Origin of the sequence: Methylobacterium soli, assembly GCF_008806385.1 — a bacterium.
GTDB lineage: Bacteria > Pseudomonadota > Alphaproteobacteria > Rhizobiales > Beijerinckiaceae > Methylobacterium > Methylobacterium soli.
Genome location: NZ_VZZK01000003.1, coordinates 18,344 through 43,359 on the forward strand (window position 1 = coordinate 18,344; position 25,016 = coordinate 43,359).

21 protein-coding genes and 2 pseudogenes are annotated in these 25,016 nt (G+C 66.1%); 3 read left to right on the plus strand and 20 right to left on the minus strand.

Translation table 11 applies throughout. From position 1 onward, the window contains the following. Window positions 1-6: 6 nt before the first annotated feature. The 13 genes and pseudogenes from F6X53_RS03845 to F6X53_RS03905 form a co-directional block, all read right to left on the minus strand. A complete protein-coding gene (locus F6X53_RS03845) occupies window positions 7-1,833 on the minus strand; it encodes a glycoside hydrolase family 15 protein (RefSeq protein WP_150997428.1) in 1,827 nt (608 codons plus the stop codon). Window positions 1,834-1,968: 135 nt separating this feature from the next. Then, entirely contained in the window at window positions 1,969-2,820 is an 852-nt protein-coding gene (locus F6X53_RS03850) for a universal stress protein (protein WP_150997430.1), read from the minus strand. 509 nt (window positions 2,821-3,329) lie between these two features. Further along, window positions 3,330-4,343 carry an IS110 family RNA-guided transposase gene (locus F6X53_RS03855; protein ID WP_150997432.1) on the minus strand — a complete coding sequence of 338 codons (1,014 nt, stop codon included), beginning with the start codon at window positions 4,341-4,343 and terminating at the stop codon, window positions 3,330-3,332. Between the two features lie 413 nt (window positions 4,344-4,756). Next, window positions 4,757-6,226 carry a mechanosensitive ion channel family protein gene (locus F6X53_RS03860; RefSeq protein ID WP_150997434.1) on the minus strand — a complete coding sequence of 490 codons (1,470 nt, stop codon included), beginning with the start codon at window positions 6,224-6,226 and terminating at the stop codon, window positions 4,757-4,759. A gap of 123 nt (window positions 6,227-6,349) precedes the next feature. Continuing rightward, entirely contained in the window at window positions 6,350-7,336 is a 987-nt protein-coding gene (locus F6X53_RS03865; protein WP_150997436.1) for an HlyD family secretion protein, read from the minus strand. After that, window positions 7,326-9,674 carry an ABC transporter permease gene (locus F6X53_RS03870; protein WP_150997438.1) on the minus strand — a complete coding sequence of 783 codons (2,349 nt, stop codon included), beginning with the start codon at window positions 9,672-9,674 and terminating at the stop codon, window positions 7,326-7,328. Before F6X53_RS03870 ends, F6X53_RS03865 begins: the two co-directional genes overlap by 11 nt. Next, window positions 9,671-10,720: an HlyD family secretion protein gene (locus F6X53_RS03875; RefSeq protein ID WP_342353990.1), complete on the minus strand. Its 1,050-nt coding sequence runs from the start codon at window positions 10,718-10,720 to the stop codon at window positions 9,671-9,673. The genes F6X53_RS03870 and F6X53_RS03875 overlap by 4 nt, the downstream gene beginning before the upstream one ends. 527 nt (window positions 10,721-11,247) lie before the next feature. After that, window positions 11,248-11,439, minus strand: coding sequence for a hypothetical protein (locus tag F6X53_RS03880; protein WP_150997442.1), 192 nt, complete (start codon window positions 11,437-11,439; stop codon window positions 11,248-11,250). Between the two features lie 337 nt (window positions 11,440-11,776). Continuing rightward, a pseudogene (locus tag F6X53_RS03885) lies at window positions 11,777-11,914 on the minus strand (acetyl-CoA C-acyltransferase); the annotation flags it as partial. A 23-nt stretch (window positions 11,915-11,937) separates the two neighbouring features. Beyond that, a complete protein-coding gene (locus F6X53_RS33040) occupies window positions 11,938-12,183 on the minus strand; it encodes a PaaI family thioesterase (protein WP_244965516.1) in 246 nt (81 codons plus the stop codon). A gap of 311 nt (window positions 12,184-12,494) precedes the next feature. Then, entirely contained in the window at window positions 12,495-14,042 is a 1,548-nt protein-coding gene (locus tag F6X53_RS03895; protein ID WP_238298904.1) for a DHA2 family efflux MFS transporter permease subunit, read from the minus strand. 65 nt (window positions 14,043-14,107) lie between these two features. Next, window positions 14,108-15,274: an HlyD family secretion protein gene (locus F6X53_RS03900; RefSeq protein WP_150997446.1), complete on the minus strand. Its 1,167-nt coding sequence runs from the start codon at window positions 15,272-15,274 to the stop codon at window positions 14,108-14,110. Window positions 15,275-15,292: 18 nt separating this feature from the next. Beyond that, complete coding sequence (locus F6X53_RS03905; protein ID WP_150997448.1) at window positions 15,293-15,778, minus strand: winged helix-turn-helix transcriptional regulator; 486 nt, start codon at window positions 15,776-15,778, stop codon at window positions 15,293-15,295. A 359-nt stretch (window positions 15,779-16,137) separates the two neighbouring features. Here F6X53_RS03905 and F6X53_RS03910 point away from each other — a divergent pair, with 359 nt between their 5' ends. After that, the gene (locus F6X53_RS03910; RefSeq protein WP_150997450.1) at window positions 16,138-16,896 is read left to right on the plus strand and encodes a sulfite exporter TauE/SafE family protein; all 759 of its coding nucleotides are present in this window, start codon (window positions 16,138-16,140) and stop codon (window positions 16,894-16,896) included. Window position 16,897: 1 nt separating this feature from the next. Here F6X53_RS03910 and F6X53_RS03915 read toward each other — a convergent pair. Then, window positions 16,898-17,426, minus strand: a pseudogene (locus F6X53_RS03915) (arsenate reductase ArsC). A 327-nt stretch (window positions 17,427-17,753) separates the two neighbouring features. Between F6X53_RS03915 and F6X53_RS03925 the strand changes: the two are divergent. Next, a complete protein-coding gene (locus F6X53_RS03925; protein ID WP_280525995.1) occupies window positions 17,754-18,410 on the plus strand; it encodes a DDE-type integrase/transposase/recombinase in 657 nt (218 codons plus the stop codon). A 431-nt stretch (window positions 18,411-18,841) separates the two neighbouring features. Next, window positions 18,842-19,156 carry a transposase gene (locus F6X53_RS03935; RefSeq protein ID WP_150997454.1) on the plus strand — a complete coding sequence of 105 codons (315 nt, stop codon included), beginning with the start codon at window positions 18,842-18,844 and terminating at the stop codon, window positions 19,154-19,156. Here F6X53_RS03935 and F6X53_RS03940 read toward each other — a convergent pair. The 6 genes from F6X53_RS03940 to F6X53_RS03965 all read right to left on the minus strand — a co-directional run bounded on the left by F6X53_RS03940 (window position 19,110) and on the right by F6X53_RS03965 (window position 24,497). Continuing rightward, the gene (locus F6X53_RS03940; RefSeq protein WP_191970680.1) at window positions 19,110-20,183 is read right to left on the minus strand and encodes an adenylate/guanylate cyclase domain-containing protein; all 1,074 of its coding nucleotides are present in this window, start codon (window positions 20,181-20,183) and stop codon (window positions 19,110-19,112) included. The two genes, F6X53_RS03935 and F6X53_RS03940, sit on opposite strands and share 47 nt — an antisense overlap. A 493-nt stretch (window positions 20,184-20,676) precedes the next feature. Beyond that, a complete protein-coding gene (locus F6X53_RS03945) occupies window positions 20,677-21,462 on the minus strand; it encodes a 3-hydroxybutyrate dehydrogenase (protein WP_150997456.1) in 786 nt (261 codons plus the stop codon). 48 nt (window positions 21,463-21,510) lie between these two features. Further along, a complete protein-coding gene (locus F6X53_RS03950) occupies window positions 21,511-22,254 on the minus strand; it encodes an acetoacetate decarboxylase (RefSeq protein ID WP_150997457.1) in 744 nt (247 codons plus the stop codon). Between the two features lie 31 nt (window positions 22,255-22,285). After that, window positions 22,286-23,437 carry a patatin-like phospholipase family protein gene (locus F6X53_RS03955; protein WP_150997459.1) on the minus strand — a complete coding sequence of 384 codons (1,152 nt, stop codon included), beginning with the start codon at window positions 23,435-23,437 and terminating at the stop codon, window positions 22,286-22,288. Window positions 23,438-23,534: 97 nt separating this feature from the next. Next, the gene (locus F6X53_RS03960) at window positions 23,535-23,930 is read right to left on the minus strand and encodes a hypothetical protein (RefSeq protein ID WP_244965517.1); all 396 of its coding nucleotides are present in this window, start codon (window positions 23,928-23,930) and stop codon (window positions 23,535-23,537) included. A 246-nt stretch (window positions 23,931-24,176) separates the two neighbouring features. Next, complete coding sequence (locus F6X53_RS03965) at window positions 24,177-24,497, minus strand: hypothetical protein (RefSeq protein WP_150997461.1); 321 nt, start codon at window positions 24,495-24,497, stop codon at window positions 24,177-24,179. Between the last annotated feature and the right edge of the window lie 519 nt (window positions 24,498-25,016).

Below are 25,016 nucleotides of genomic sequence, written 5' to 3' on the forward strand. Positions count from 1 at the left end.
AGCGCATCAGCCACAACTGCGCCGATGTGGCCTGCCGCCCTCGCTCCTCTCCTGAGCAGGGCCTTGCGCCTGGGCGAAGTTCAGGATCGTGTTCACGAGCGCGACGTGGCTGAAGGCCTGCGGGAAATTGCCGACGAGGCGCTTCTCCACCTGATCGTACTCTTCCGCAACCAGCCCGAGGTCGTTGCACACCCCGATCAGGCGTTCGATCATCGCCCGGGCCTCGTCGCAGCGACCGAGCCCGATCAGGTTGTCCGCGTACCAGAAGCTGCAGGGCAGGAACGCGCCCTCGCCCCCCGGCAACCCGTCCGTCGCCTGTCCTTCGGTGTCGTAGCGCAGCACGAAGCCGTCGCGCAGGAGGTGGCGGCCGATGGCCTCAACGGTGCCGACGACGCGGAGATCGTCCTGCGGCAGGAACCCCATATGGGCGATCAGCAGCAGGCTCGCGTCGAGGCGCTTCGAGCCGTAATACTGCACGAAGCTGTTGAGTTCCGGATCGAAGCCCTTCTGGCAGACCTCCCGGTGGATCTCGTCCCGGATCTGGACCCAACGCTCGATCGGTGCGGCCGGAGCATCGCGGGCCTCCGAGAAGCCGCGGATCGCCCGGTCGAAGGCGACCCAGGCCATCACCTTCGAGTGCACGAAGTGCTTGCGCCCGCCGCGCACCTCCCAGATGCCCTCGTCCGGCTCGCGCCACGCCTTAGCGAGAAAGTCCATGAGGACGAGACCCACTTGCCAAGCCGTGGCGTCGCTCCCGAGACCACGGCGGCGCGCCTGATAGAGCGCGTCGAACACCTCGCCGTAGACGTCGAGCTGGAACTGCTGCGTGGCCGCGTTGCCGACGCGCACGGGCCTCGAGCCCTCGTAGCCCGGCAGCCAGTCGAGCTCGATCTCGGGCAGCAGGCGCTCGCCCGCGATGCCGTAGAGGATGTGGGCCTGCTCGGGGTTGCCGGCCACCGCCCGCAGGAGCCAGTCTCGCCAGGCGCGCGCCTCCTCGACGAAGCCCGCATCCATCAGCGCCAGCAGCGTGAAGGTCGAGTCGCGCAGCCAGCAGAACCGGTAGTCCCAGTTGCGCACGCCCCCGAGCTGCTCGGGCAGCGAGGTCGTCGGCGCGGCCACGATCCCGCCGGTGGGCATGTAGATGAGCGCCTTCAGCGTCAGGAGCGAGCGCTTCAGGATGTCGTCCCAGGGCGTGCCACAGGCGCAGTGGCGCGACCAGTCGCGCCAGAACGCATCCGTGGCGGCCAGCACCTTGCGGGGCTCGACCGGTGCGGGATCCTCCTCGTGGGAGGCGCCGTAACTCAGGGTGAAGGCCACGGTCTCGCCAGCCCGCACCGTGAATTCCGAGACCGTGGTCTGGTCCGAGCCCCACACGGGCGCTTGAGCTCTGAGCACCACCTTGTGGGGCCCGGAGATGGCGCGCAGGTCGCCCCACTCGTTGCGGGAAACCCAGGGGACGGCCGAGCCGTAGTCGAAGCGCAGCGACAGATCCATCCGCATGGCGACCCGCCCGTGCACACCCTCGACGAGGCGGATCAGGTGCGCGCCGTCGCAGATCGGCATGTAGTCGGTGACCAGGACTTTGCCCTCCCGGGTCGCGTGGCGGGTCTCGAGGACGAGGGTGCCGTCGCGGTAGCGTCGGCTGGTCTCGACGTGCTGCGCCACGGGCGCGAGACGCCAGAAGCCGTGCTCTGGCGTGCCGAGCAGCGCGGCGAAGCAGGCGGAGGCGTCGAAGTGCGGAAAGCACAGCCAGTCGACGCTGCCCTCCCGGCTGATCAGCGCGGCCGTGTGGCCATCGCCGACGAGCGCGTAATCCTCGATCCTGGCCGCCATCGTGACCTCCGATGCAGTGGGCCGACGTCGGCCGGCGAAAGATTAACCCGAAAGCCGGACCACAGCCGGTGAACAAAGGGGGCTCGATGACTGTGTGCCCCGCTCGAAACGACGCCCGGTCGCCTAGATCGCCCCCTAGTGCGCCATGAGCACAGGCAACTTGGCGTGCCGCAGGATGTGGCTGGTCGCACCGCCAAAGAACATCTGTCGCAAGCGGCTCTGCGTGTACGCGCCCTTGATCAGCAGATCGGAGCTAAGCGCCTGAGCCTCGGCAAGGAATACCTCGCCGGACGAGAACCGGCTCGAGGTCAGGGTGCGTGCCTCGGCCGCGATACCTGCCCTGTTCAAAGCTTCCGCAAGTTCCTGAGCGGACGGGCCGGGAACGCTGCTGCCTTCGATCGCCAACACCCAGATGCGCCTCGCCCGTCGCAGGAAGGGTTCGGCAAAGGCAATCGTGCGCGCGGTCTCCGTCGAGCCGTTCCAAGCAATGAGAATGGACTCACCGAGGGAAGCGGGAGCCGCCGGTGGAGCGATCAGGACCGGCCTGCCACTCTCAAACAGCAGCGTCTCGAACGTCGCCATTTCAGGACTGGCGCCGGTGGACTCAGGCTGCCCTATCACGGTGGCGCTGAAGAGCCGGGCCTGCTGACCCAAAACGTGATCGCCGCACAGGGGCTCCGCTCGCCAGCGGAAGCACACGCCGAGACCGGGCGCCGCTTCTTCCCGCATGCCACGCGTTTCCATGGCATGTGCGAATACTTGCTTGCGCGCGAGGTCTTCCGCACGGGCGAGGTCGCTGGCTCGGACCTGCTCCTCGAAGTGCCATGGTAGATTGCCTGCCGCGTTGCCGCGCAGGTAATCGGCGAGCGCATGTCGGAAGCTGCATGCCTCGATGATGCTGTCGAAGCGCTGCCCGGCGAGGCAGGCGGTATCGACAATCGCCCTCAGGCCATCATGACCCAGGACAGGCACCAGCAGCGTCTTCATCGCAGAACCCATCGATCAGCGTTCGCGACACGGCACAGGCCGATCATTCGGCCGCGCATCGAGCCTAGCACAAGTGCTGCGATGTCGGATCGGATGTGGGCTGCGCGACGCCAGAGCAGGCGAACAGCCGAGGTGCGGGCTCAGCGCGCTTTCAGCCCGGATTACCCGTTCCGGTTCGCGCCCATCGTGGTCATAGACGCTGCCGTCTCGGCAATCGGAACCGGACATCGTAGCAGCCCAAGTTATAAGTCTGGGTAGCGCCGATTTTGTTCTCTAATGGGTCAATGGGCGGCAGCTCGGTCCAGAGCGTTCGACGCTTTCGGGTGCCTGCGTTCTCTACGTGCTCGTGCGGCACTTGATGGGGTCAGCTGGGTGCAGAGCGGCTCGGTTGAAATCGCAGCCGGCGCGAGGCCGCATGCTACAGAATCGGCGCCATCGTCTGCTCCCTCCCTCGGGCGTCGCTCCCGCTCGGGAGCTCGGTTCGGCCTCCTGTCCGGTGATGTCAGCCGCTACGCAGGCTTGAACTCGGTGCCCTGCCGCAGCATCGCGTGCATGATGATCGCCAGCCGACGCGCGAGAGCGATGCGCGCCTTGCGCATCGTCGAGCGCTTCGCGATGGCCAGAGCCCAAGCCTTGAGCTTCAGAGGCTGTCTGCAGCGCGTCAGCATCACGTTGGCGGCTTCGTACAGGAGCGTTCTGACCCGCCGGTCGCCGCACTTCGAGATGCTGCCGGTGTAGTCGACCTCGCCCGATTGGTAACGCCGTGGGACGAGACCGAGATACGGCCCGACGTCGCGAGAGCGCTTGAAGCGCTCAGGATCGTCGATGGCTGCCGTGAAGGCGAGCGCGGTGAGTTGACCGACGCCCGTGATCGTCATCAAGCGGCGGCAGGCCTCTGAGGCTCGGACCATCCGCTTGATATCTGCGTCGATGGCGATGACGGCGGCCAGCACGGCAGCTCGCGCTCCGATCAGGCCGCGCATGGCGGCAGACAGCCCAGTGATCCCCTCGCTCGAACGCAGAGCCTGCTCGATGAACGCAGGGCTGAGCGCCCGCGGCAGTCGCACCCCGAACACGACGGCAAGGCCGCGGATCTGGTTCTCCAACGTGACCCGCTGGCCCACCAGCTTCTTGCGAGCGATGATCAACGACCTCACGGCGTGAGCCGGCAACAACTTCACGTGCACCGACTTGAAGAAGCCCGTTCGTGCCAGGTGAGCGAGACCGCGCGCATCGTTGCGGTCGGTCTTGTGCGTCGTGAGCGACTTCAGCGCTTGGTAAGCCTGCCGGCTCTCGACGCAGACGACCGGCACACCGTGTTCAGCCAAGCCGTGGAACAGCATCGGAGCCATCCGGCCCGTCTCGAACACAACCCGACGGCAGGCGGGCGCCTTCTTGAGTTCCTGCGCGATGTCTGCAGGCGTAGAGGCCACCTTCGCCTGATGGGTAATTACTCCGTCGCGGTCGAGCACGCAGACGTGCGTCTCCTCCATCGAGACATCCAGGCCAGCGAAATACTCCATGATCAGCCTCCTCTTCCGGCAGCGGAGCCGATCCTATCGGCCTTCCGCGGGAGAGCTGCCGCCCATTACCCGATGTTGAAAAACGCGACGTAAGTCTCCGCGGCTGCATCACGCCCAGTTTTGCGGAGAATGACCTTCTCTCATCGGCCGACATACGCCGCTGAAGCGCAGCGTTTCAGCGTACTTAGAGCAGGTCGTTCTCCATCGAGCTCCGCCGAGTGGGACGCGCCGACCGCACCTCGAGTTTTTCAACAAAATCCGCCAGGAGCCGACGTTCGGCTGCTCCACTTTCAGGTGCCGGTTTCAAGTCGAGAGCGCACTTTCGCAGACCCCGAGCACTGCAGCCGCGCACTCTTGAATGAGATTAACAACGTTGCAGATCCCCCGCACGTTGTCCGGCGCGAAGGCGCAGATTACACGGACGGGTGCTTGTGAAAGAGACTGCGGATCCGTTGCAGTAATTGCGCCGGCGCGCCGATGTCCGGGGTGGCGCGAACCGCGATCTCGCGGTGCAGGGTTGCCAAGCCACGTCGCATCGAACGATCCAACGCTTCCGCCAGCTCAACATGATCAGATAAAAGTTCCGCGATAGCCTCGCGGGGAAGCTGATAGATGCGGCAATGCGTTCGTGCGCGTGCCGTTGCTGCGTGTTGCGCCCCGGTGAGAAGCCCGATCTCGCCAACGTACTCGCCGGCTCCGATGCAGCCGATCGTCTCGCCAGCCATGCCCGTGACCCGAGTGAACTCCAGGACGCCCGCTACGACGATGTAAAGCGAAGGATCAACCGCGCCCTGAGTAAACAGCACCTCGTCGGGTTCAAGGCGCCGCAATTCGAGCTGACCTGCTAAACTGGTGATTTGCTGGTCGGCAAGACCTTCAAAAATGATGATATCGCTCAAGACCCGGCGAGCCACATCCAATCGGTCCGTTCCGGGGGAGCGCTGATCCGTTCTCCGGCCATCCTCGTCCAGGAGGCCAGCGTAGTGCAGCTGGCGGCGGGCTGCCCTGAGAAGTTGGTCCTTCGTACGAGAGACGGATTTCGAATCCCCGACCGAGAATGCGACCCGGTAGGCATTCCACCTGGGACCGAGCCGCGAGAGGACAGCGGATGCCTTTGGCGTCGATAGGATATCGGGGCAGAGCAGCGTCGCATGAAGGAGCGTTTCAATGACGTGCTCGGGTGCCACGTCCCGCGGGCAGCTGATCTCGACCGACGCGGCCCGTTGGGGGTCCGGGAAGCTCCTGTTCACGATCTTGGCCTTCGCCACGATGCTGTTGGGGATAACCGCCACGTCGTTTTCATCGGTGAGGATCCGGATGGAGCGCCAGTTGATCTGAACGATCCGCCCCTCCACCTTGTCGTCGATCTGGATGCGATCGCCGACGCCGAACGGCGCCTCGATGCCGACGGCAATGCCCGCAAAGACGTCTGCCAGCGTGCTCTGAAGTGCGAGGGCGAGGACGATCGCCACGATGCCCGAGGTCGCGAGAAGCCCCGTCACCGGGAGGGCGAGGACCGAGTTCAGGACGACCAGCGCGGCTGCGAGGTAGATCGCTGAGGCGGTGAGATCCGAGAACAGCCTCGCCTCGCGTGACCGACGGCTCCGGTGAAGCGTCACCCACAGGACGGCGACCAGAATCCTGGCACCGAGCAACCACCAGGCGCCGCAAACGGCACGGAGCCACAACTCCGTGCCGTCGAGAGGTCCGCTCGGGGGCGGAAACACCGGGAACACGCCCTCGCCCAGAAGGAAGACGCTGATGGCGACAAAGCAGACGAGATCGAAGCCGATCCGCGTGCGGTACGAGAACGGCCGGAGTGCAACGAGACCCAGCAGGGTTAGTGCGACGAGCGCCACAGCAGGCAGCAGGGTTGGAGTCATGTGGCCGACCGTCCCTTCAGGAAAGCGGGCCGTTCGACGGACGCGGGACGACCGCACGTCTCCGCTTCGTTCGCTCGTGTCCCAAGGGGCAAACGACAAGCCACGGTCTACGACTGCTCTCGATCACTCGCGTCCGTGCGCGATCCAAACCGTCATACCGGGTTCCACTTCCCGCGCCGGTGCGTCGGCGTCGGCCCGCACCAGGAAGCTGTTCACGTCGTGGTCGCCAACGGCGCGTGCCGCGCGCCAGACGGCGAACTCGCCGAGCGGTCGCAGTTCGCTGACCTGAGCGTGGATGTCTTCGCCGCCCGAAGTCCGCAGCGTCAGGGCTGTGCCGAGCGTAATGCCTGCGAGCCGGTTCTCGCGGATGGTGAAGGTGAACCAGGGCTCGCTCGTCGCCGACAACGTCATGATTGGCTGCCCGGGGGAGATCGCTTCGCCCGGCTCGGCCACGAGCAGGCCCACCACGCCGTCGCTCGGCGCGATGAGAGTGGTCTTGCCAAGCCTGGCTTCGAGAACCGCGAGGGCGGTGTTCGCGAGTTCGACCTTGGCCTTCGCGATGTCGCGCTCCTCGTTGGTCGGACCGGCTCGCTGCTGGGCAAAGGTCGCCTGCATCAGGGTGAGGGCGGCCTCAGCCTTGCCGAGGGCGGCCGTGCTCTCGTCGAGCTGCTGTTTGCTGGCGTAATCATGGGACGCGAGCGTTGTGACGCGTTCATGCTGCTGGCGCGCGAGGAGGAGGTTGGCCTCGGCGATGCGCACGTTCTGTGCCGCCGTATCGACCTCTTCCTTGCGCACCCCCGCGAGCACGTTGGCGAGATCGGCCTGCGCGGCGGCGGCGTTGGCTCTCGCCTCCTGAACCGCCGCCGCGAGTTCAGGGCTGTTCAGCACCGCCAGCACGTCTCCCTGCCGCACCGGCTGTCCGGCCGTCACCCGGAACGACGCGAGCCGGCCGCTCGTCTCGGGGGCGATGCGGATCTCGGTCCAATGCACGACGCCGGGGGATAGCGGCGGCGCGCTCTCGCTCTGGGGCCACCAGAGATAGGCCGCCGCGGCGATGGAGACGGCGATCGCTGCGCCCGCCAGAACACGCCACGTCGCTTTACCGCGCATCGCCGGCCATCCCTCTGTTTGCCGATCGTGCCGCCAGAATGGCGAGGAGCCCGTAGATCCCGGTCAGCGCCCAGAGGATGAGCCAATCGCGCCGGACGTCGTGGAGGGTCGCGCCCATCTGGTTGATGCGGACGAGCCCGTCGATTGCGGAGGTGCTGGGAAAGATCCGGCTCACCGAGCGGATCACATCGGGGATCGCCTCGACCGGCCAGGACACGCCGACCATGAAGAAGAGCGGCAGGCTCGCCGCGATGAAGAGCAGGACAGCCGTCTCGCGGCGCTTGAACCAGACGCTCACGAACTGCGCCAGGAAGCTGACCGACAGGACGAAGGGACAGGCCAGGAGGAACAGGTCCACGAGCCGCCCGAGGGTCGAGAAGCCGTAGATCCGCGGCAGGACGATCAGGTACAGCGCCACCCCGGGCATCACGAGCAGGAGATGCGCGAGCGCCTGGCCCAGGATGGTCCGCGCCCCCGCCCGGCGTCGCCGCCCGAGGCTCCCGGCCTGCTCGAAGGCGACGCCCCCCACGGTCGCGGAGCCCAGGAGCAACGTCTGCTGCAGGATCAACACGAAGGCCGCCGGAACCACGTAGCTCGCGTATCCTCCGGTCGGGTTGAAGAGGGGTTGCGACACAACTTCCACCGGAGCGCTGCGCGCGAGCGCCGCGCGAGCGAGACTGCCGTCGAGCCTGGCGCCGCGGGCTGCGATCTCGGAGGTGACGGTGCCGGCCGCCTCGGAGAGACCCTGCAGCATGCGGTTGAACATCAGGAAATAGGCCGAGTCGACATAAGCGGCGAGCCGGGCCGGCCTACCCTTCAGGATGTCGCGCTCGGTGTCTGCGGGAATGCCCAGGATAGCGAAGACCTCGCGGCGTGCGAGGGCGGCTTGTGCCTCCGCCAGGGTGTCGGCGCGGACCGTGACGGCGACGGCCTCGTCCGCATCCACGATCTGGGTGATGTGGCGGCTTAGGGGCGTATGATCCTGATCGACGATGGCGATCGGGATCTCGCGCAGCAATTGGCCGAGATAGGGCTGCGGATAGAGGATGCCGTAGATCACCGGCGCCAGCACGATCAGGCCGAAGACGCCGCGGTCATTGAGGGTGCGGCGCCACTCCGCAGCCATGGCTCCACCGATACCGCTCACCGGCGCGCGGTCTTCGGGTGCCACAGGTTCGGTAGGCCGCCGTGGGTTTGTCCGCGCCACGACGCGCAGGCGCCACCACGCGAGAGCGAACGCGGCGGAAGTCAATGCGCAGAGGGTCAGGAGCGGCGCGACCGAACTCGAGGGCGGCAGGCCTCGCACCGCTTGGTCGAACAGGATCTGGATATACCAGCGCAGAGGCAGCAGATCACCCCAGAGGCGCGCGAACCCGTTCATGGCGAGCACGGGAAAGCCGACGCCGGCGAAGCCGAAGGCCGGATTGCAGATGATGGCGGTCAGACTCATGCCGAGCGCGAGATTGCCGGTCAGGAGTTGCAGCAGCGCGCCGAGCGACAGGTAGGCTGCGACCAGGAGGATCGCCGCCGCCCCCATCAGAATTGAGTCGCCGCGGAACGGGACATGGAACAGCCCGTGGATGAGGCCGGCCTCGGCGGCCAGCATCAGCAGGAAGATGCCGAACAACGGAGCGAGCTTGCCGACCAGGGCGGTGAGGCAACTGCCGCCGGCCGCCCGAAGCCAGGCGCGGCGGCTGCGCCGCGAGAACTCGGAGCCGACCGCGTATCCGGCGGCGATCGCCGTGATGACGTGAAGGACGTGCGGGAGGACGGCCCGCAACAGGAACTGAGCGTAGTTCAGGGCGGGATTGGTCAGAACGTACTGCTCGACCACGAGAGACCCCGGCGCGTACGATCTGCCCCGTGATGGCCCTGGCGGCCCGAGCGTCGCCGTTGCCGCCGCGATGCCGGCCGACAGTGCGGCGGACGCACTGTTGCCCGGCGTGAAGTATTGACGGTTGTAGAGGACGACGATCTGAGGACGCCGACCTGCGACGAGGTCGCGCTCGAAATTCTCCGGGATATAGACGGTCGCAATTGCCTCGCCAGATCGAACCGCGTGCATCGCGCTCGTCATGTCGCCGGATCGGTGCGCGACGCTGACGCCCGGTGCCGAGGCGATGGCCTGGACGTAGACCAGCGACGTCGGCGAGCGGTCGGCATCGACAACGCTGACCTGGAGGTTGCGGATCACGACGTTGCTGAACGTCGCGGCGAGGATCGCCACGGCGATCAGTGGAACCCCGATCGCGAGGAAGAGCGCGAGGCGGTCGCGCCACATCCAGCGCAGTTCCCGTGTCGCGACGAGCAGGAGGCCGGGCTGCGCGGGGGGCTTCATCGCCTTGCCCTCGGCCAGTCGGCGTAGACGCTCATCCCGGGCCGCAGTCCCGGGACCGGGGTCACCGGATAAGCACGGATCAGGAAGGTTCGCAGGTCGAAATCGCCTGTCGCCCGCGTGGCCCGCCAGCCCGCGTACTCGCCCTTCGTGGCGATCAGCCGGATCTCCGCGGTGATCGGCTGATCGCCGAGGGCGGGAACCCGCATCTCGAACCGATCCCCCGTCTTCAATCCCTTGGCAAGGTCCTCGCGCAGGTTGAAGCGTAGCCACAGGTCGCTGAGATCGATCAGGGACAGGAGCGGCACACCGGGCGAGACATATTCGCCGATTTCGGCGCTGATCTGGTAGACCTGTGCCGACAAGGGCGCCTTGACGACGAGCTCGTCGACCTGCGCCTTGATGGTATCGATCGTGGCCTTCGCCTTGGTGACGTTGGCGTGCGCGATGCCCCGCTCCTCCGCCGTGTAGCCGGTGACGGCGGCCTGAAGCGCGAGCTTGGCCTGGTCCAAACTGCGCTCCGCGACATGAAGGGCATCCGTCACTTCGTCGAGGCGCTGGATCGGCGCGTTGCCGCTCCCCGCCAGCGTCTTGACGCGCTCATAGGTCCGCTGTGCAAGGGTCAGGTTGGCCGAGGCCGTTTCGACGGCGGCCTTGCGCTGGGCGATCACCTCTGCACGGGTGCCGGCTTCGATGTTGGCCAGCTGCGCCGTCACCACGGCCAAGTTCGCCTCGGCCTCACGCTGTTTCGTGAGGAGTTCGGGATTGTCGATCGCGAGAAGCAGCTGTCCTGTACTGACATCCTCGCCCCGCGAGACGGGGCGCCGACCGACGCGACCGTCGACTCGGGCCGCGATATCGATCCGCGTGGCGTCCGCTTCGCCTTGGATAATGAGAGGCTGCGGCTGCACCAGATACCACAGGGACAGGCCAACGATCGCGACGATCAAGAGCGTCACAATGATCGCGGGAGCGCGTGCAACCTTCCTTCCCGGTGGAGGCAGGGGCGGGGGCGGTTGCAGCCCCAAGTCACGCTGCAAAAGGTTCAACGTTCTCATCCCTCGTCTCGGCTTCTGAGCGGATGACTTCCTCTGCTCGACGGCGCCGGCTGATGCTGGCGATATCAGGAGGCGGCATCCTCCCGATGGACCGTGTCGCGGCTGCGCCGGTGATGACCGTATCGGGACGCAATCGCCGTTTCGGCAGCCTTCGATGTCCGGCGTCAGCCACAGCTGGTCTTGGCCCCCAGGCGGTCCTCGTAGGCAGCAAGGGCGGAGAAGCAGTCCGGCCACCCACTGCCTCCCTACGCCTCGACGTACGGGCGAGCCGCCGGGATGTCAGGACCCAGGGCTACACACCGGGACAGGCAATCCGTCCTGCCCTGATGCCCCTGATAAGGCCCGGGACCCCTTGGCCCCAGGGCGATCCAGTGCCTCGCCGCGGAGAGACGCGGCAATCACGGCTCAGGTCTGCGTCGCGAAAGTAGGGTTTCATCGCAGCGCCTCTCAGTTCGCCAAGAGGGACCTTCAGTTCGATCAGCAATTTCTGTGGCCATCAGTCATATGTGCGTCTCCGATCAGCCTGTGCGGTCCAGCTTGTCGAGCAACTCTTCGAGCCGCTCGCCGCCGGCCAGCCAAGGATTGGCCGCGCCTGGTCCCCATTCGTCGCCGAACTTGGCGATGCCGTAGCGGTTCAAGAGGCGCACGATTTCGCGCAACTCCTCGCGGCTCAGGCTGTTCTCGTCGCGGGTTGGCGTGATCGCGTTCATGGCGGATGCTTCCGAGGCGAAGGATAGACCAGATTTCACCGATCCGTCGTGGGGTTTCAATAATCGGGAGATACCGTTTCCGCTGCACTCGATCTAGTTCCGATATTGGTATGCCAGACGAATATTGGATAGTAGCCACGTGTCTCGATTGAGCATACGTAAGGACGAGTGAGTCATACCAAGGTATCGAACCAGCCGGACGTTCGCAGGGCCATCCCTTTCTGCGGCCGCATCAATGGATCAGGCTTCTCGATCGACGAGCGGTCTTAGGCGCAGCCATGGGCTTGTCCCTTTCCTGACGGCTTGAGTGCGGTGTCAGCGCCGCGAAGGGAGACGCTCACGCCGCTTCGAGCGCGAGCGCGATGCCTTGGCCGCCACCGATGCAGATGGTGACGAGTCCGCGCCGCACGCCGTCACGCCGCATGGCGTGGAGGAGCCGCGTGGTCAGCACCGCCCCCGTCGCGCCGATCGGGTGGAGGGCTAGGCACTTCGGCCGGATCAGGCAGCGGGCGCGGCGGCGCGCGCCTCCGGCAAGTCGAACAGGAGGCAGGTGGTGCTCGCCGTGGCGCAAAGGCGGCCCGCCTCGTCGCTGAGCCGCGCCTCGGCGACCGCCTGGCGGCTGCCGGCATGGACGACGTGACCCACCGCCGTGAGGACACCCGAGGCCGCGGTCACGGCCCGCAGGTAGTTCACCTTGATCTCCAGAGTGGTGTAGCCGCGTCCGAGCGGCAGGGTGGAGTGCACCGCGCATCCCGTCACACTGTCGAGGAGCGAGGCGATGGCTCCGCCGTGGACCCGAGCCCAACGGGTTGTAGAGGTGCTCGTCCGCCCTCATCCGCATCATCACCCAACCCGCATCCGCCGAGACGAGATCGATCCCGAGGAGCGCGATCAGTTGCGGCGGCGGCACGTCGCCGGCGATGAGGGCCCGCAGGAAGTCGAGGCCGGCGCGGGCCTCGCCCGCTCGCGCGGTCGCCCGCGGATCGGCCCATTCGACGACCCGACGCCGCACCGGCGCGGCCGGGACGGCAGGGGACGAGGGGGAAACGAGTGCGTCAGTGCCCATCGGCTGTTGGTCCTCCCGGCGGGGCGATCCGGCGCATCAGGGGCACGAGGGCGGTGGCGAGGGCGAAGCAGATCGTAATGGCGACGAAGGAGTCGGCGTAGGTCATGGTCTGGGCCTCGCGGTAGGCGAGGGCCCAGAGCTGGCGCAGCGCGCCCGCGTGGCCGTGGGACGGATCGCCCGCGAAGGCGCCCGACATCCGCGCCTCCATGCCGCGTAGGGCCGCAAGCATCGCCGGATTGGCCGGGTTGAGGTGCTCGGCGAGCCGCAGGAAGTGCAGGTTGGTGCGGTCGTTGAGGATGGTGGCGCAGGCCGCGATGCCGATGGCGCCGCCGAGATTGCGCATCAGGTTGAAGAGGCCCGAGGCGAGCTTGAGCCTCGCCGGATCGAGGCCGCCGAGGGTCAGCGTCACGGTCGGCGCCACCGCGAATTGCTGGGCGAAGCCGCGCAGGGCCTGCGGCAGCAGCAGTTCGTCCGAGCCCCACGCGTGTGTGATCGGTGTGAACGACCACATGCTGAGGCCGAACAGGGCGAGGCCGAACATCATCAGCCAGCGCAGGTCCACGCGCTTGGCGAGGATCGCGTAGACGGGGATCGCCATCACCTGGAAGACGCCGGTGGAGAAGACGGCGAGCCCGATCTGCAGGGCGGAGAAGCCGCGCACCCGCCCGAGGAAGAGCGGCGTGAGGTAGATCGTGGCGAAGATGCCGATGCCGGTGACGAAGGAGAACAGGCAGCCGAGGGCGAAGTTGCGGCTACGCAGCGCCGTCAGATCGACGATCGGGTGCGCGTAGGTGAGGCTGCGCCAGACGAAGCCGATTCCGGAGAGGCCCGAGATCCAGGCGGTCGCCCGGATCGTCGTGTCCTCGGTCCAGTTCCAGCGCGGCCCCTCCTCGAGGGTGTATTCGAGGCAGCCGAGGAACAGCGCCATCAGGGCGATACCGAGCCAGTCCGCGGTTCCGAGGAGGGCGGGCTCCGGTTCGTCGACGCGCACCATCAGCGGCACGACGACAGCGACGAAGATCCCGGGCACGAGATTGACGAAGAACAGCCAGTGCCAGGAGAAGTTGTCGGTGATCCAGCCGCCCACCGTTGGTCCGAGCGTCGGTGCGAGGGAGGAGAGCGCTCCGATGGTCGCGGCGGCCACAACCATCTTCTTGCCGGGGAAGAAGGCGAAGGCGGTGGTGAACACCGTCGGGATCATCGAGCCGCCGAGGAAGCCCTGCAGCGCTCGGAAGGCGATCATGCTCTCGATGTCCCAGGCCCAGCCGCAGAGCAGGCTCGTGGCGGTGAAACCGGCAGCCGAGGTGCAGAACAGCCAGCGGGTCGACATCACCCGGGCGAGGAAGCCCGAGAGCGGGATCACGATGATCTCGGCGATGAGGTAGCTGGTCTGAACCCAGGCGACCTCGTCCGGACTCGCCGAGAGCCCGCCGCCGATGTCCTTCAGCGAGGCGGAGACGATCTGGATGTCGAGAAGCGCGATGAAGAAGCCGACGCACATGACCGCGAAGACGAAGACCTTCTGGCCATCGCTCAACTCCGCTCTCGCAGGGGCGGGAGAGGGCGAGGCGTGGGGCCGGTCGCCGGCGGTCGCGGCGGCGCTCATCGGGCGAGCTCGCCGACCACGACACCCTCGCTCCGGGTCGGGCCGTCGGGTTCGACCGTGCCGCCACGGCGGTCGACCGAGGCCGTCACCGAGAGGCCGGGACGCAGGCGCCCGAGCCGCCCGGCCTCGCCGTCGAGGCGGATGCGCACCGGAACGCGCTGGACGATCTTGGTGAAGTTGCCGGTGGCGTTCTCGGGCGGCAGCACGCTGAACTGCGCGCCGGTCGCGGGCGCGAGGCTCTCGACATGGCCGCGGAAGGTCTCGTCCGGGAGCACGTCCGCTACCACGCTCGCGGTCTGGCCGGGCTGCATCTCGGCGAGCTGGCTCTCCTTGAAGTTCGCGTCGACCCAGAGCCCCTGCGCCGGCACCAGCGCGACGAGGCTCGCGCCCGGCGTGGCGTAGGAGCCGGTGCGGGCGCTGCGGTTGCCGACCACGCCGTCGATCGGCGCCCGGATCTCGGTGTAGCCGAGATTGAGCCGGGCGATGTCGCGCTCGGCCAGCGCCTGGTCGCGCGCGGCCTCGGCTTGCCGCGTCTTCGTGTCGATAACCGCGACCTTGCGCTCGGCGGCCTCCAGGTTGGCGCGGGCCTTCTCGACCGCGGCCGCTGCCTTCTTGTCGTCCGCCTCGGCCTGCTCGAAGCGTTGCTCGGAGGCGTAGCGGCTCGCCGAGAGCTGACGGTAGCGGGTGTAGTCGAACCGGGTGCGGGCTGCCTCGGCCTCCGCCCCGGCGAGATCGGCGCGCGTTTGCGCGATCACGGCCTCCTGCAGGCGCCGGTTGGCGGCGAGGTTGAGGAGCGTTGCCTCCTGCCCTGCGACCGCCGCCTCGGCCCGGGCCAGCGCCGCGCGGTAGTCGCGGTCGTCGATGCGGATGAGGAGGTCGCCGGCCCGGACACGCTGGTTGTCGGTCACGAGCACGGCGGCGACGAACCCCGAGACGCGCGGCGCGATGACCGTGACGTCGCCGCCCACATAGGCGTCGTCGGTGCCCTCGAGGAAACGGCCGGTCTCCCACCAGTAGCGCCCGTAGGCGCCGCCGCCCGAGAGCGTCAGGATCGCGAGGCCGATGAGCGCCGCCCGCTTGCGCGACCCGCGTTGCCGCGGCGCGGCGAGGCCCGCCGATGCCCCGGCCCTCTCGAAGGCGTCGATCGTCGCGGCCTCGCCCATCGTCGGGTCCTCCGAACCTCAGATCGTGGTCCGGCGCTCGAAACGGCGCCGAAGGGATTCGCACGCGGCCGGGCCGGCCACCACGCGCACGCCCTCGGCGAGGGGGCGGCCGGTATGCCGGTTGACCACCACGGGATCGATGGGCAAGCCGCTCTCGGGATCGACGAGGGTCACGCTCTCGCCCTCGGGGGCGAGATGCCGGTTGCCCCAGGCGAACAGGGTCCACAGCACCGGTCGGAAGTCGCGGCCCTTCTCGGTGAGCAGGTACTCGTAGCGCGGCGGCCGGTCCTGGTAGGGCCGCCGTTCGAGGAGTCCCGCCTCGCAGAGCGCCTTGAGGCGGCGGGTCAGCATGTTGGGCGCGATGCCCAAGCTCTGCTCGAACTGGTCGAAGCGGGTCAGGCCGTAGAAGGCATCCCGCAGGATGAGGATGCTCCACCACTCGCCGATCCGCTCCAGGGAACGGGCGACGGGACAGGGCATCTGGCCGAAGGAAGTGCGTTGCATGAGGCAAGCAATTGCACACAAACTTGCATGATGAAAGTAACGTTGCGCACATAGAATAGCCGTCGGCCCTTGGATGGCGCGGATCGGGGCGGCCCCGCCGTCTCCGGACCGACGCGGCGATTCCGCCCAGCCGTTGCGTCAGGCGGCGAAAACAGTCGGACCTGTCGAAGGCCGCGGTTCGCACAGCGTTCAGGCCAATCCGCAAATCGATCTGAAGCTCCGGTTCGTCCCTATGCCTGCCGGCACGTGCTCAAGCAGGTATGTGCACCGGACAATACGAGGCGCATCGGGTAACCTTGGTCAAAGAAGCTGACTGGAATGTCGGGCGCCGCCCCGCGGTGTAGTGACGGGAGGATCGCATGGAGCTGACTACTGCGACGATCGTCATCGCCTTTGCTGGTGTCTTCCTGATCTGCTTCATGAAAGGCGCGTTTGGCGGCGGGTTCGCCATCGTCGGCATTCCGCTGTTGTCGATCGTGATGGATCCGGTGACGGCTGGTGGCCTGCTGGCGCCATTGTTCGTCGCGATGGACCTGTTCGCATTGCGATACTGGCGGCCCTCGACATGGTCGAAACCGGACCTTGTGCTGCTGTTGCCGGGCCTCGTGATCGGGATTGGGTTCGGCTACCTGCTATTCCGCGTCCTCGATCACCGCGCCATAGCGATCTTGATGGCGGCGATCACCCTGATCTTCGTCGGTCTCTGGTTTGTCGGAGGTGCGAAGGTGACGATCCGTCCGCGTTCGGCGCCGAAGGCGATCACAGCCGGTCTCGCATCGGGCGTTACCACCATGGTGGCTCATTCGGGAGGGCCGCCGCTGGCAATGTATCTGCTGCCACTCGGCTTGAGCAAGGAAATCTATGCAGGTACGACGAGCCTGTTCTTCACCGTGGGCAATTTGATAAAGGCGCTGCCTTGGCTGCTGTTGGTGAGACCATCGGGCAACATCGTGATATTGATGGTGATTTGCGCGCTCGCCATTCCCGTTGGGGTATGGCTTGGTTGGCGGCTTCACGGAAGGCTGGACCAACGTCAGTTGTATCAGGCTTGTTACGGACTATTGATCATCACAGCGCTGAAGTTATTGTGGGACGGAATTTCTGGTTATCTTATCTGAATCATGCGTCCTGTGGACGGGGCGAGGTGGCACCCGCCTGCTGGTTGATCTCGCGGACTTGTGACGTCAGCGCGATTTGGTCGAGGCTGGAGATCGGCAAAGCAACAAAGGCTGCGATGCGATTTTTGAGGTAGCGCTGGGCGGTGACGAAGGCGGCCTTGCGCTCCATCTCCGAGCCCTCAACTGCAGCGGGGTCCTCGATGCCCCAAGTGTGCTGGTATCGGCTGACCGGGCCAGTAGGGGCAGGTTTCGCCCGCGGCGTTGTCACAGACGGTAAAGACGAAATCCATGACCGGCGCGTCGGGCTCTGCAAACTCGTCCCAGCTCTTGGAGCGCAACCCCTCAATCGGGTAGTCGGGCTCGCGCAGGACCTGCACGGCTATCGAGTTGAGGTCAGGTTTCGGCTGGCTGCCAGCCGAGAAAGCGCGGAAGCGGCCTTGACCCTCCTTGTTGAGCATGGCCTCGGCCAGGATCGAGCGGGCTGAGTTGCCCGTGCAGAGGAACAGGACGTTGTAGACGTGATCAGGCATGAGCAAGGCCTCCCCGTCGGGTGCAGCACGCTGCCAATGCGGCGACCCGCCGGGGGACAGACATCCGGGTGGCCTTGGCAGCAATCACGCATCAGAAACGCATTAGGTCAGACAGGGCTGCGTAGATCGCGCTGTCGATGAACGAACTGGCTGGTTTACCGCTCAAGCCAAGATCAGCACGAGGCTGAACTGCGAATGCACTCGGTCGGCCTGCAGCGTCGGCGACAGAGGATGCAAGTGCGGTGAAAGCCTTGCTGAGCGCCATGCGAGATCGTCTTCGTCGAGCACTCTGCTGCCGGGCTTGCCACAGGCTGCGGCGCGAAGCGGATCGCGGCAGAGCTTGGCTGTTCGAAGAACACGGTGAAGCACTGGCTGCGACGGGGGGATTGGCGCCCCTGCGCGACGCTCTCGCGCTCGAAGCAGCTCGACGGCTTGGCCGACTGGCTGGCCGAGCGCTTCCGGCAGCATGCGGGCAACGCCGACGTCGTGCCCCAGGATCTGGCGAGCGAGAAGGGCCTCCATGTCAGCCTGCGCACGGTGGAGCTGGCGGTCGCGCCGTTGCGGCGGGATCTGGTGATCGCCGCGCGGGCGAGCGTGCGGTTCGAGACGCGGCCGGGCGAGCAGATGCAGATCGACTTCGGCGAACGGCGCGTCGAGATCGGCGGCGTGCCGACCCGGGTTTCCCTGTTCGTGGCGACGCTCGGCTACTCGCGCCGCCTGCACGTGCGTGCCTTCGGCCACGAGCGGCAGGAGGACTGGTTTGCGGGGCTGGAGAGCGCCTTCCGGGCCTTCGGCGGCGTGCCGCACGAGGTGCTACTCGACAATGCCCGCGCCCTGGTGCTGCACCACGCCCCGGTCAGCCGCGAGGTCGTCCTGCACCCGCGCCTACAGACAAAGGCTGAAAGGGCAAAGGAAAGCCCCGGCGCGAGGCCGGGGCGATGCCGAGAACGGACGACTACAGAACGGGTCGTCTTAGCGGGTTGAGGTCGCAGCTGCCTCAGCAACGACGCGTGGGTTCGTGGGGGCACGCGGGACCACAGACGGCGTCGTCGTCAGCTCGGAGGCCGGGCGCACGGCTGCCGTGGCTCGGGCCTGCTCACGGTAGAGCGGCGGAGTGAGATGAATGCGGTCATCCGCCATCACAGTGCCGGTCAGAGTGGCGGATGCCAGAACAGCGAGAACGAGAGAACGAAAGGTCATCGAAGTTCTCCAAGGTTTCTGAGCGGTCGGAGCGTGGGATCCTTGAGAGGGCCACTGCCTTGGCTCATTGCGATATGGTTGATATAAACCTTTCAGCGCCGGTCACCGTGCGTCGGCGCACTTGAGTTGATACCAACCTGGTTGACGGTGATGTGCCTTCTCAGTTCGTCTGCTGCTGGGCACGGCTGCAGGCGCCCAACTGGATCATCCAAGAGATGGATGAGCGCGGCGCAGCCGTCGTCATCTCTCCGCATCCCAAGCGTCGTGAACCCCGCGAGATTGATCGCGATCTCTACACATGGTGTCACCTTGTCGAGAAATTCTTCGCCAGGCTCAAAGAATTCAAGCGCATTGCCATGCGCGCCGACAAGACTGACCAGAACTTTACTGCTTTGATCTACCTCCGTGCGCCGTCATCAACTCACGTTGAATCTCGACAAGCCCTAGACGTCAGTGGCCCAGATCGGAACACAAATGCGGGCATCAACCTGCGGCTGCAGCCTGCCTCCGTTTCCCGAAGAGGTGTGTAAGATCAGTACGGCCGCGGAGTTGGTGTCTGCCCAAGTCGTGAAACTCCGCGACAAGTGCCTCTGCACCCTCTCGCTCCAGCAGCGCGACGAAGGACTTGGTGACGAGCACGGAGGCATCGAGTTGTCTGGTGAATGCCTCGACCCGGCAAGCGACGTTAACCGCATCGCCGAACGTGGTCAGCTCGAGGCGCTGCTCTGAGCCGACATCAGCCTGAACGACGTCGCCGTAGTGGATGCCAACCCCAACCTGGATCTTCAGAGATCCCTTTCGGCCTGCGCGGGTGTTCCAGGTTTCGACCACCTCCAGAATCTCGAGCGCGCATAGGGCGGCGTTGGTTCCATCGCTCTGGGAAGGGAAGGGCAGCCCAAAAACGGCCATCACACCATCGCCGGTGAACTTGTCTATCGTTCCGTTCCGAGCGAACACGCAGTCGCCGAGGATCTTCAGGATGTCGCGGAGCATCTCGACGACGGCCTCCGGGGACATGCGGTCGCAATACGACGTGAAGCCCACCATGTCGACGAACATGATCGAGGCAGATTGGTGGCGCGACTGGGACAACGGAACGTCCGCTTCCGCAATCTGATCGACCAGCTGTGGAGAGAAGAAGCGCGAAAGATTGGCTTGCCGTCTTTCCGTTTGGCGTAGCGTATATGTCGTTGATACGACCTTCATGACGAGCATGGCCGTGATCAGAATGGACAAAATGCTGACCAGCATTCGGATGGAGGCCGCCGGTTCGGCTTCGCCCCCATGGGTGATTGCATAGCTGAGGAGGGTCAGGGCTACGCAGGCGCCCGTCACGATGACGACGTAGGATCGACGGTATAGCGTCACTGTCGTCAGCACGACGAGAACGTACAGAACGGCGACTGCATCCCGCACAGACACCCAAGTGTCCAAAGCGAACACTGTCAGCGCCGCAAGGGCTGCGGCCGTCAGGATTATGGTGGAGTTGGTATCACTCGCGGCCGAGCCACTCCGTTCGTTCGATCCATCGCGGCACCAATCCGACGACATGATCATGTGCTTCGACTCCCCTACTCTGGAGGAGCAATCGCTCCGAGTCTCCGACTGGGCGGCCGAGATGCCGAAGTTTCGCATGCAGGAGGAAACCGCCTCAGCTGAACGGAATTGTACGGCGCATGATGGCCGTTTCCAGTGATGACCAAGGAAGGTCCGCAAGATTTCCAAGAGCCTGGCCGACGTCTGCGGAAGGGCTCTACAGCGAAAGGCTGCCGGTTCTCCACGCTGCCTTGCCCGGTTGGCGCCGGCGTCCAACTGTTAAAGCGGACCACCTTGTGGGACCGGTGAACTCCCAAGAGGGACATCCAGTTCGACCAAGTCTCTCCTGGCCAACTGCACTCGGTGCGTTCTCAAAGCTCCGCGCAGTATCATGCGCCCTCGGCAAGCGATGCGCAACCTACTGGCGTATCGTGCTTTTTTACCTCCGGCCGCACCCTGCGTAATCGAAACCAAGGTTTCTTATTGGACCGTCGTGTACGCTGCCGAGCGGCGGCTACTCCGCCGTCCATCCTCCGTCCATGGACAGGTTCGCTCCGGTGATCTGGCTTGCCGCATCCGAGCACAGGAAGGTTGCGAGCGCGGCGACCTGATCGACCGTGACGAACTGCTTGGTCGGCTGGGCCTGCAGGAGCACGTCATTGATCACCTGCTCCTTGGTCAGCCCGCGCGCCCTCATGGTGTCGGGGATCTGGGCCTCGACCAGAGGCGTCCAGACGTAGCCCGGCGAGATGCAATTCACGGTGATCTTGTGCGTTGCCAGTTCGAGGGCGGCCGTCTTGGTCAGGCCGGCGATCCCGTGCTTGGCCGCCACATAGGCGGCCTTGAACGGCGAGGCGACGAGCGAGTGCGCCGAGGCCGTGTTGATGATCCGGCCCCAGCCCCGCGCCTTCATGCCGGGGATTGCCGCCCGCATGGTGTGGAAGGCCGAGGACAGGTTGATGGCGATGATCTGATCCCACTTCTCCGGCGGGAACTCCTCGATGGGGGCGACGAACTGGATGCCGGCGTTGTTCACGAGCACGTCAATCGCGCCGACGCGTGCCTCCGCCTCGCGCACCATCGCGGCGATCTCGTCGGGCTTCGTCATGTCGGCCGCCGAGTAGGCCGCCTTGACGCCGAACTCGGCCTCGATGGCGGATCGCTCGCGCTCAATCTCGTCCGGCTTGCCGAAGCCGTTGAGGACGACGTTGGCACCGTCCTTGGCGAATGAATGGGCGATGGCCAGCCCGATGCCGCTGGTCGAGCCGGTCACGAGGGCAGTCTTGGATTTAAGGGACATGGGAAGCTCCAGGTTCGATCAATTGGGACAGGGCGTGCCGCCGCCCCGTCAGCCCAGGTAATCGTGCAGCACCTCGCCGTAGGGCAGCGTGAAGTCGACGACCTGGTGCCGGCCGCCGACGATGCGGCGCACCGGCAGGTCGGCCACGCGGCAGTTGACATGCGGGATGAGGTGGAGCCGGGCCTCACCCTCCCAGGCGCCATGCACCGTCACATCCCGCAGCTGGTAGCCGACGAGCTGAGCGACCTTCACGCCGCCGTCGACGTCGGGGATGAGCTTCAGATTGACGTTGAGGTGGCCGATGCCCTCGCGAACCTTGTCGAGTTGGTCCTCCAGGCTGCGGTGCTTGTAGGTCATCGTGCCCATCGCCACCCGCTCGCCGTCGTAGTGCAGGGTGCCCGTGAGCGTGTCCTTGGTCACCGCCAGCCTCGGCACGCCGTACTTCTTCGGAAATCCCCAGATCTCGCGCCCCGCCGTGATGGGCGGCTCGTCGTCGAGGTACATCTGGACCGAGAAGTTGCAGGGCTGGCCCTTGTAGGTCGCGACGATGGCCGAGCCGCTCTCCTCGTAGTCGCCGAAGCCGGAGGAGTCCGGCATCTTCATCCACTCGTAGAAGGCGAGGTTTCCCGGCGCGGGTTCGAGCGGCTCGGGCAGGGCTGCGCGCAACGCCTCCGGGTCGGTCTCGTACGTGATGATCAGGTACTCGCGCCGGACGAAGCGGTAGGGCCCGCGCGGGTAGCTCGGGCTGAACGCCGGCATCGAGGGGGCACTCAGGATGTCTTCACGGGTCATGTCTTGCTGTCTCCTGTCGTGTGGTCGCCACTCAGTCGCGGGCATCGCGGGTCAGGTCGAAGACGCTGAGGCCGTCTTCCTCGCGCGCATGATCCATCCAGCCGCGCTGACGGAACGCGCGCCGGACGTCCGCGCGGCCGGCGGCCCAGTGCTCCAGCATGGTCTGGCGCGAGAACTCGTAGTCCTTCGCGTTGCCCTCGTAGTTCTTGCGCCGGTAGATCACCTGCATGATCGTCACCGCGTTCTCATGCGTGACCTCGGACAGGAAGGCCGTGTCGGGGTCCTGGCGAAGCTCCGGCGGCAGCTTCTCGGCCAGGCGCCGAAAGGCAGCCTTGGCCTTGCGGAGGCGCATGGCCGTATCGGTGTTGAGGCGGGTGCGGCTTGAGTAGCGGATGTCCTTCTCGCGCTCGGCGGCCTCGACCAGGGTGCGCGGCATCGGTCCCCGGGCCGAGAACAGGTCGACTTGGAAGATCTTGAGATCCTTGGTGGACTCTTGGTCGAGGACGTATTCAAGCGGCGTGTTCGAGACGAGGCCGCCGTCCCAATAGTGCTCGCCGTCAATCTCGACCGGCGGGAAACCCGGTGGCAGCGCGCCGGAGGCCATGATGTGCTCGGGCCCGATCCGGTCGTGCGCATTGTCGAAGTAGACGAAGTTGCCCGTGCGTACGTTGACCGCACCGACGCTCAGGCGGATCTCCCGAGCATTGATGCGGTCGAAGTCCACCAGTGTTTCCAGCGTGGCCTTCAGCGAGGCGGTGTCGTAGTAGCTCAGGGCCTGGGGAGCGCCCGGCGGGTAGAACAGCGCCGGTGGCCATCGCGGCGTGAAGAAGCCCGGGACCCCGAAGCTCGCGATCAGCGCGGCGCTGGCTTCGTTGAACCAGGCCCGCGCCCGCTCGCCGGGCACGAGTGGCTCCCCCTGAACGCCAGAGGAGACCCTCTCCCAGAAGGTTCGCAGCCGCTCGGCACGCTGGTCTGGTGGGTTGCCGGCGATGAGGGCGGCATTGATGGCGCCGATCGAGATGCCGGCGACCCAGTCCGGCGAATGACCGTCTTCGCAGAGCCCTTCGTAGACCCCGGCTTGGTAGGAACCCAGCGCTCCCCCGCCTTGCAGCACCAGCGCGGTGCATTCAGAGCGGAGACGTGGTTCCGCGACTGTGACACGAGGCTGGATTTCAGCATTCATGGCATGCTTTCCCTCTCATAGGCTCGCCGGATGCCTCGGCCTAATTGGCGCATGGGCGCTGCCTCCGCCGATCTCACTGGCATAATGGCGAGAGCGCTCAGCCCCGCCGCTCGGCGTCCCAGCGGCCGCCGCAGGGGCTGGACCCGGCCGTCGTCCAAGTGCCGTTGCCGTAACCCTCGGAGAGGCGGCCGACCACGCGTGCAGAGTCGCTGCCGCGAGAAATCACGGCCCGGACGGCCCCGTTCGGCTGGACGCCCCCGGACACGGTGAAGTCGTTGCCGCCAGCGTAGCGGGCTTGACTATTCTCGATCACGATCCCGTACCGGTAGGCGCGGTCGCAGGTGCCCATCTCGGTAATCACCTCGACGCTCCACTTCCCGTCATAGCGTTTCGGCTTCCCGGTGCCGCTGGCCGCGAGAACAGGGATTCCCGTGCCGCCCAAGAGGACGACGGAGATGGCGGACAGTGCAATGGCGGACAGCTTGCCTGACATGTGACCTCGATCCCCTTCACCAGCTTGCGACGGTTCTGGAGCGCCTCTAGGGCGCAATCCCTGCCAGGAGGTGGGACGCACGAAGCCCTTAAGGCTTGAGAGCGTGATCACACAGCAGAGGCCAAGTAGGAACAGACAGCCGAGGAAGGCCGCCGGGCGGCCTCTGGAGGCCAGCACAGCTACTACCAGCACGAACACTAAGAGGCCGGTTAGAACGGACATGGATATTTCCTGCTAAGTGGTGGCTTACGCCACCCTCCCGTCGGCCTCGACGTCCTCACCTTCCGCGCCCCGGATGACGGAGAGTGCGACGTGGTACGCATGGGGCAGCTCGCCGGTGCGCGGCTCGTGCCCGCGGTTGCTCTCGGCCTCGGCTAGGAAGTCCCGCATCAGGAGCTTCAAGGTGCTGAGCAAGTCAGGCGCGTGGGCGATAAGCCGCCCGTTCGCTTCTTGCCGCTCGTAGGCGGCGACCTGATGCACGGGGAGCCGGGCGATGGCTCGGCCGTCGGATCCAAACACCCGGCCAAGGCGGGCCTGCCAAGGCCCGGGGGTGAAGTGTACGGTCATGGTAATCTCCTGCTGGCGCTACGCGCGCCCTGAGCCGGCTTCACCGGGAGCCGGCCGCGAACATGAGGGCGGCTTCGGAGGCGGATGTTATTAATCTACGCCGGGCCGGCGCCCCGAAAATCAGACGCTCGGTTAGTCAACCCATACGTTCGCATGGTGATCGTCAACTATAGTGCTTCTTCTGGGCCTGATGGGGTCGATCCGGCCCATCCTGCTCCCGCGGGAGCGTTTGCGACAGGCCCGCTCAGGCCAGGGGATACGACCTTCTGAGAGCGTGCGGCGCACCCCGGGAGCAAGCTTTGGCTGCGTTGCCTGAGTCGGCCGCCCGTTCGGGATTGAGAGATGCGGAAGGTTGGTGGCTGGCGGTCTACCGGACGTCCTAACGGACACTTATGAGATCGCGCAGGCTTCCCGCTCGAATCCTTATGCGGCCTGTCACACGTTAGGCTCGCAGTTCCCAGAGGATCGCGCGAACCCCTGACCCGCCACCGTGTCGAGCACGCCGGCCCTGATTGGGAC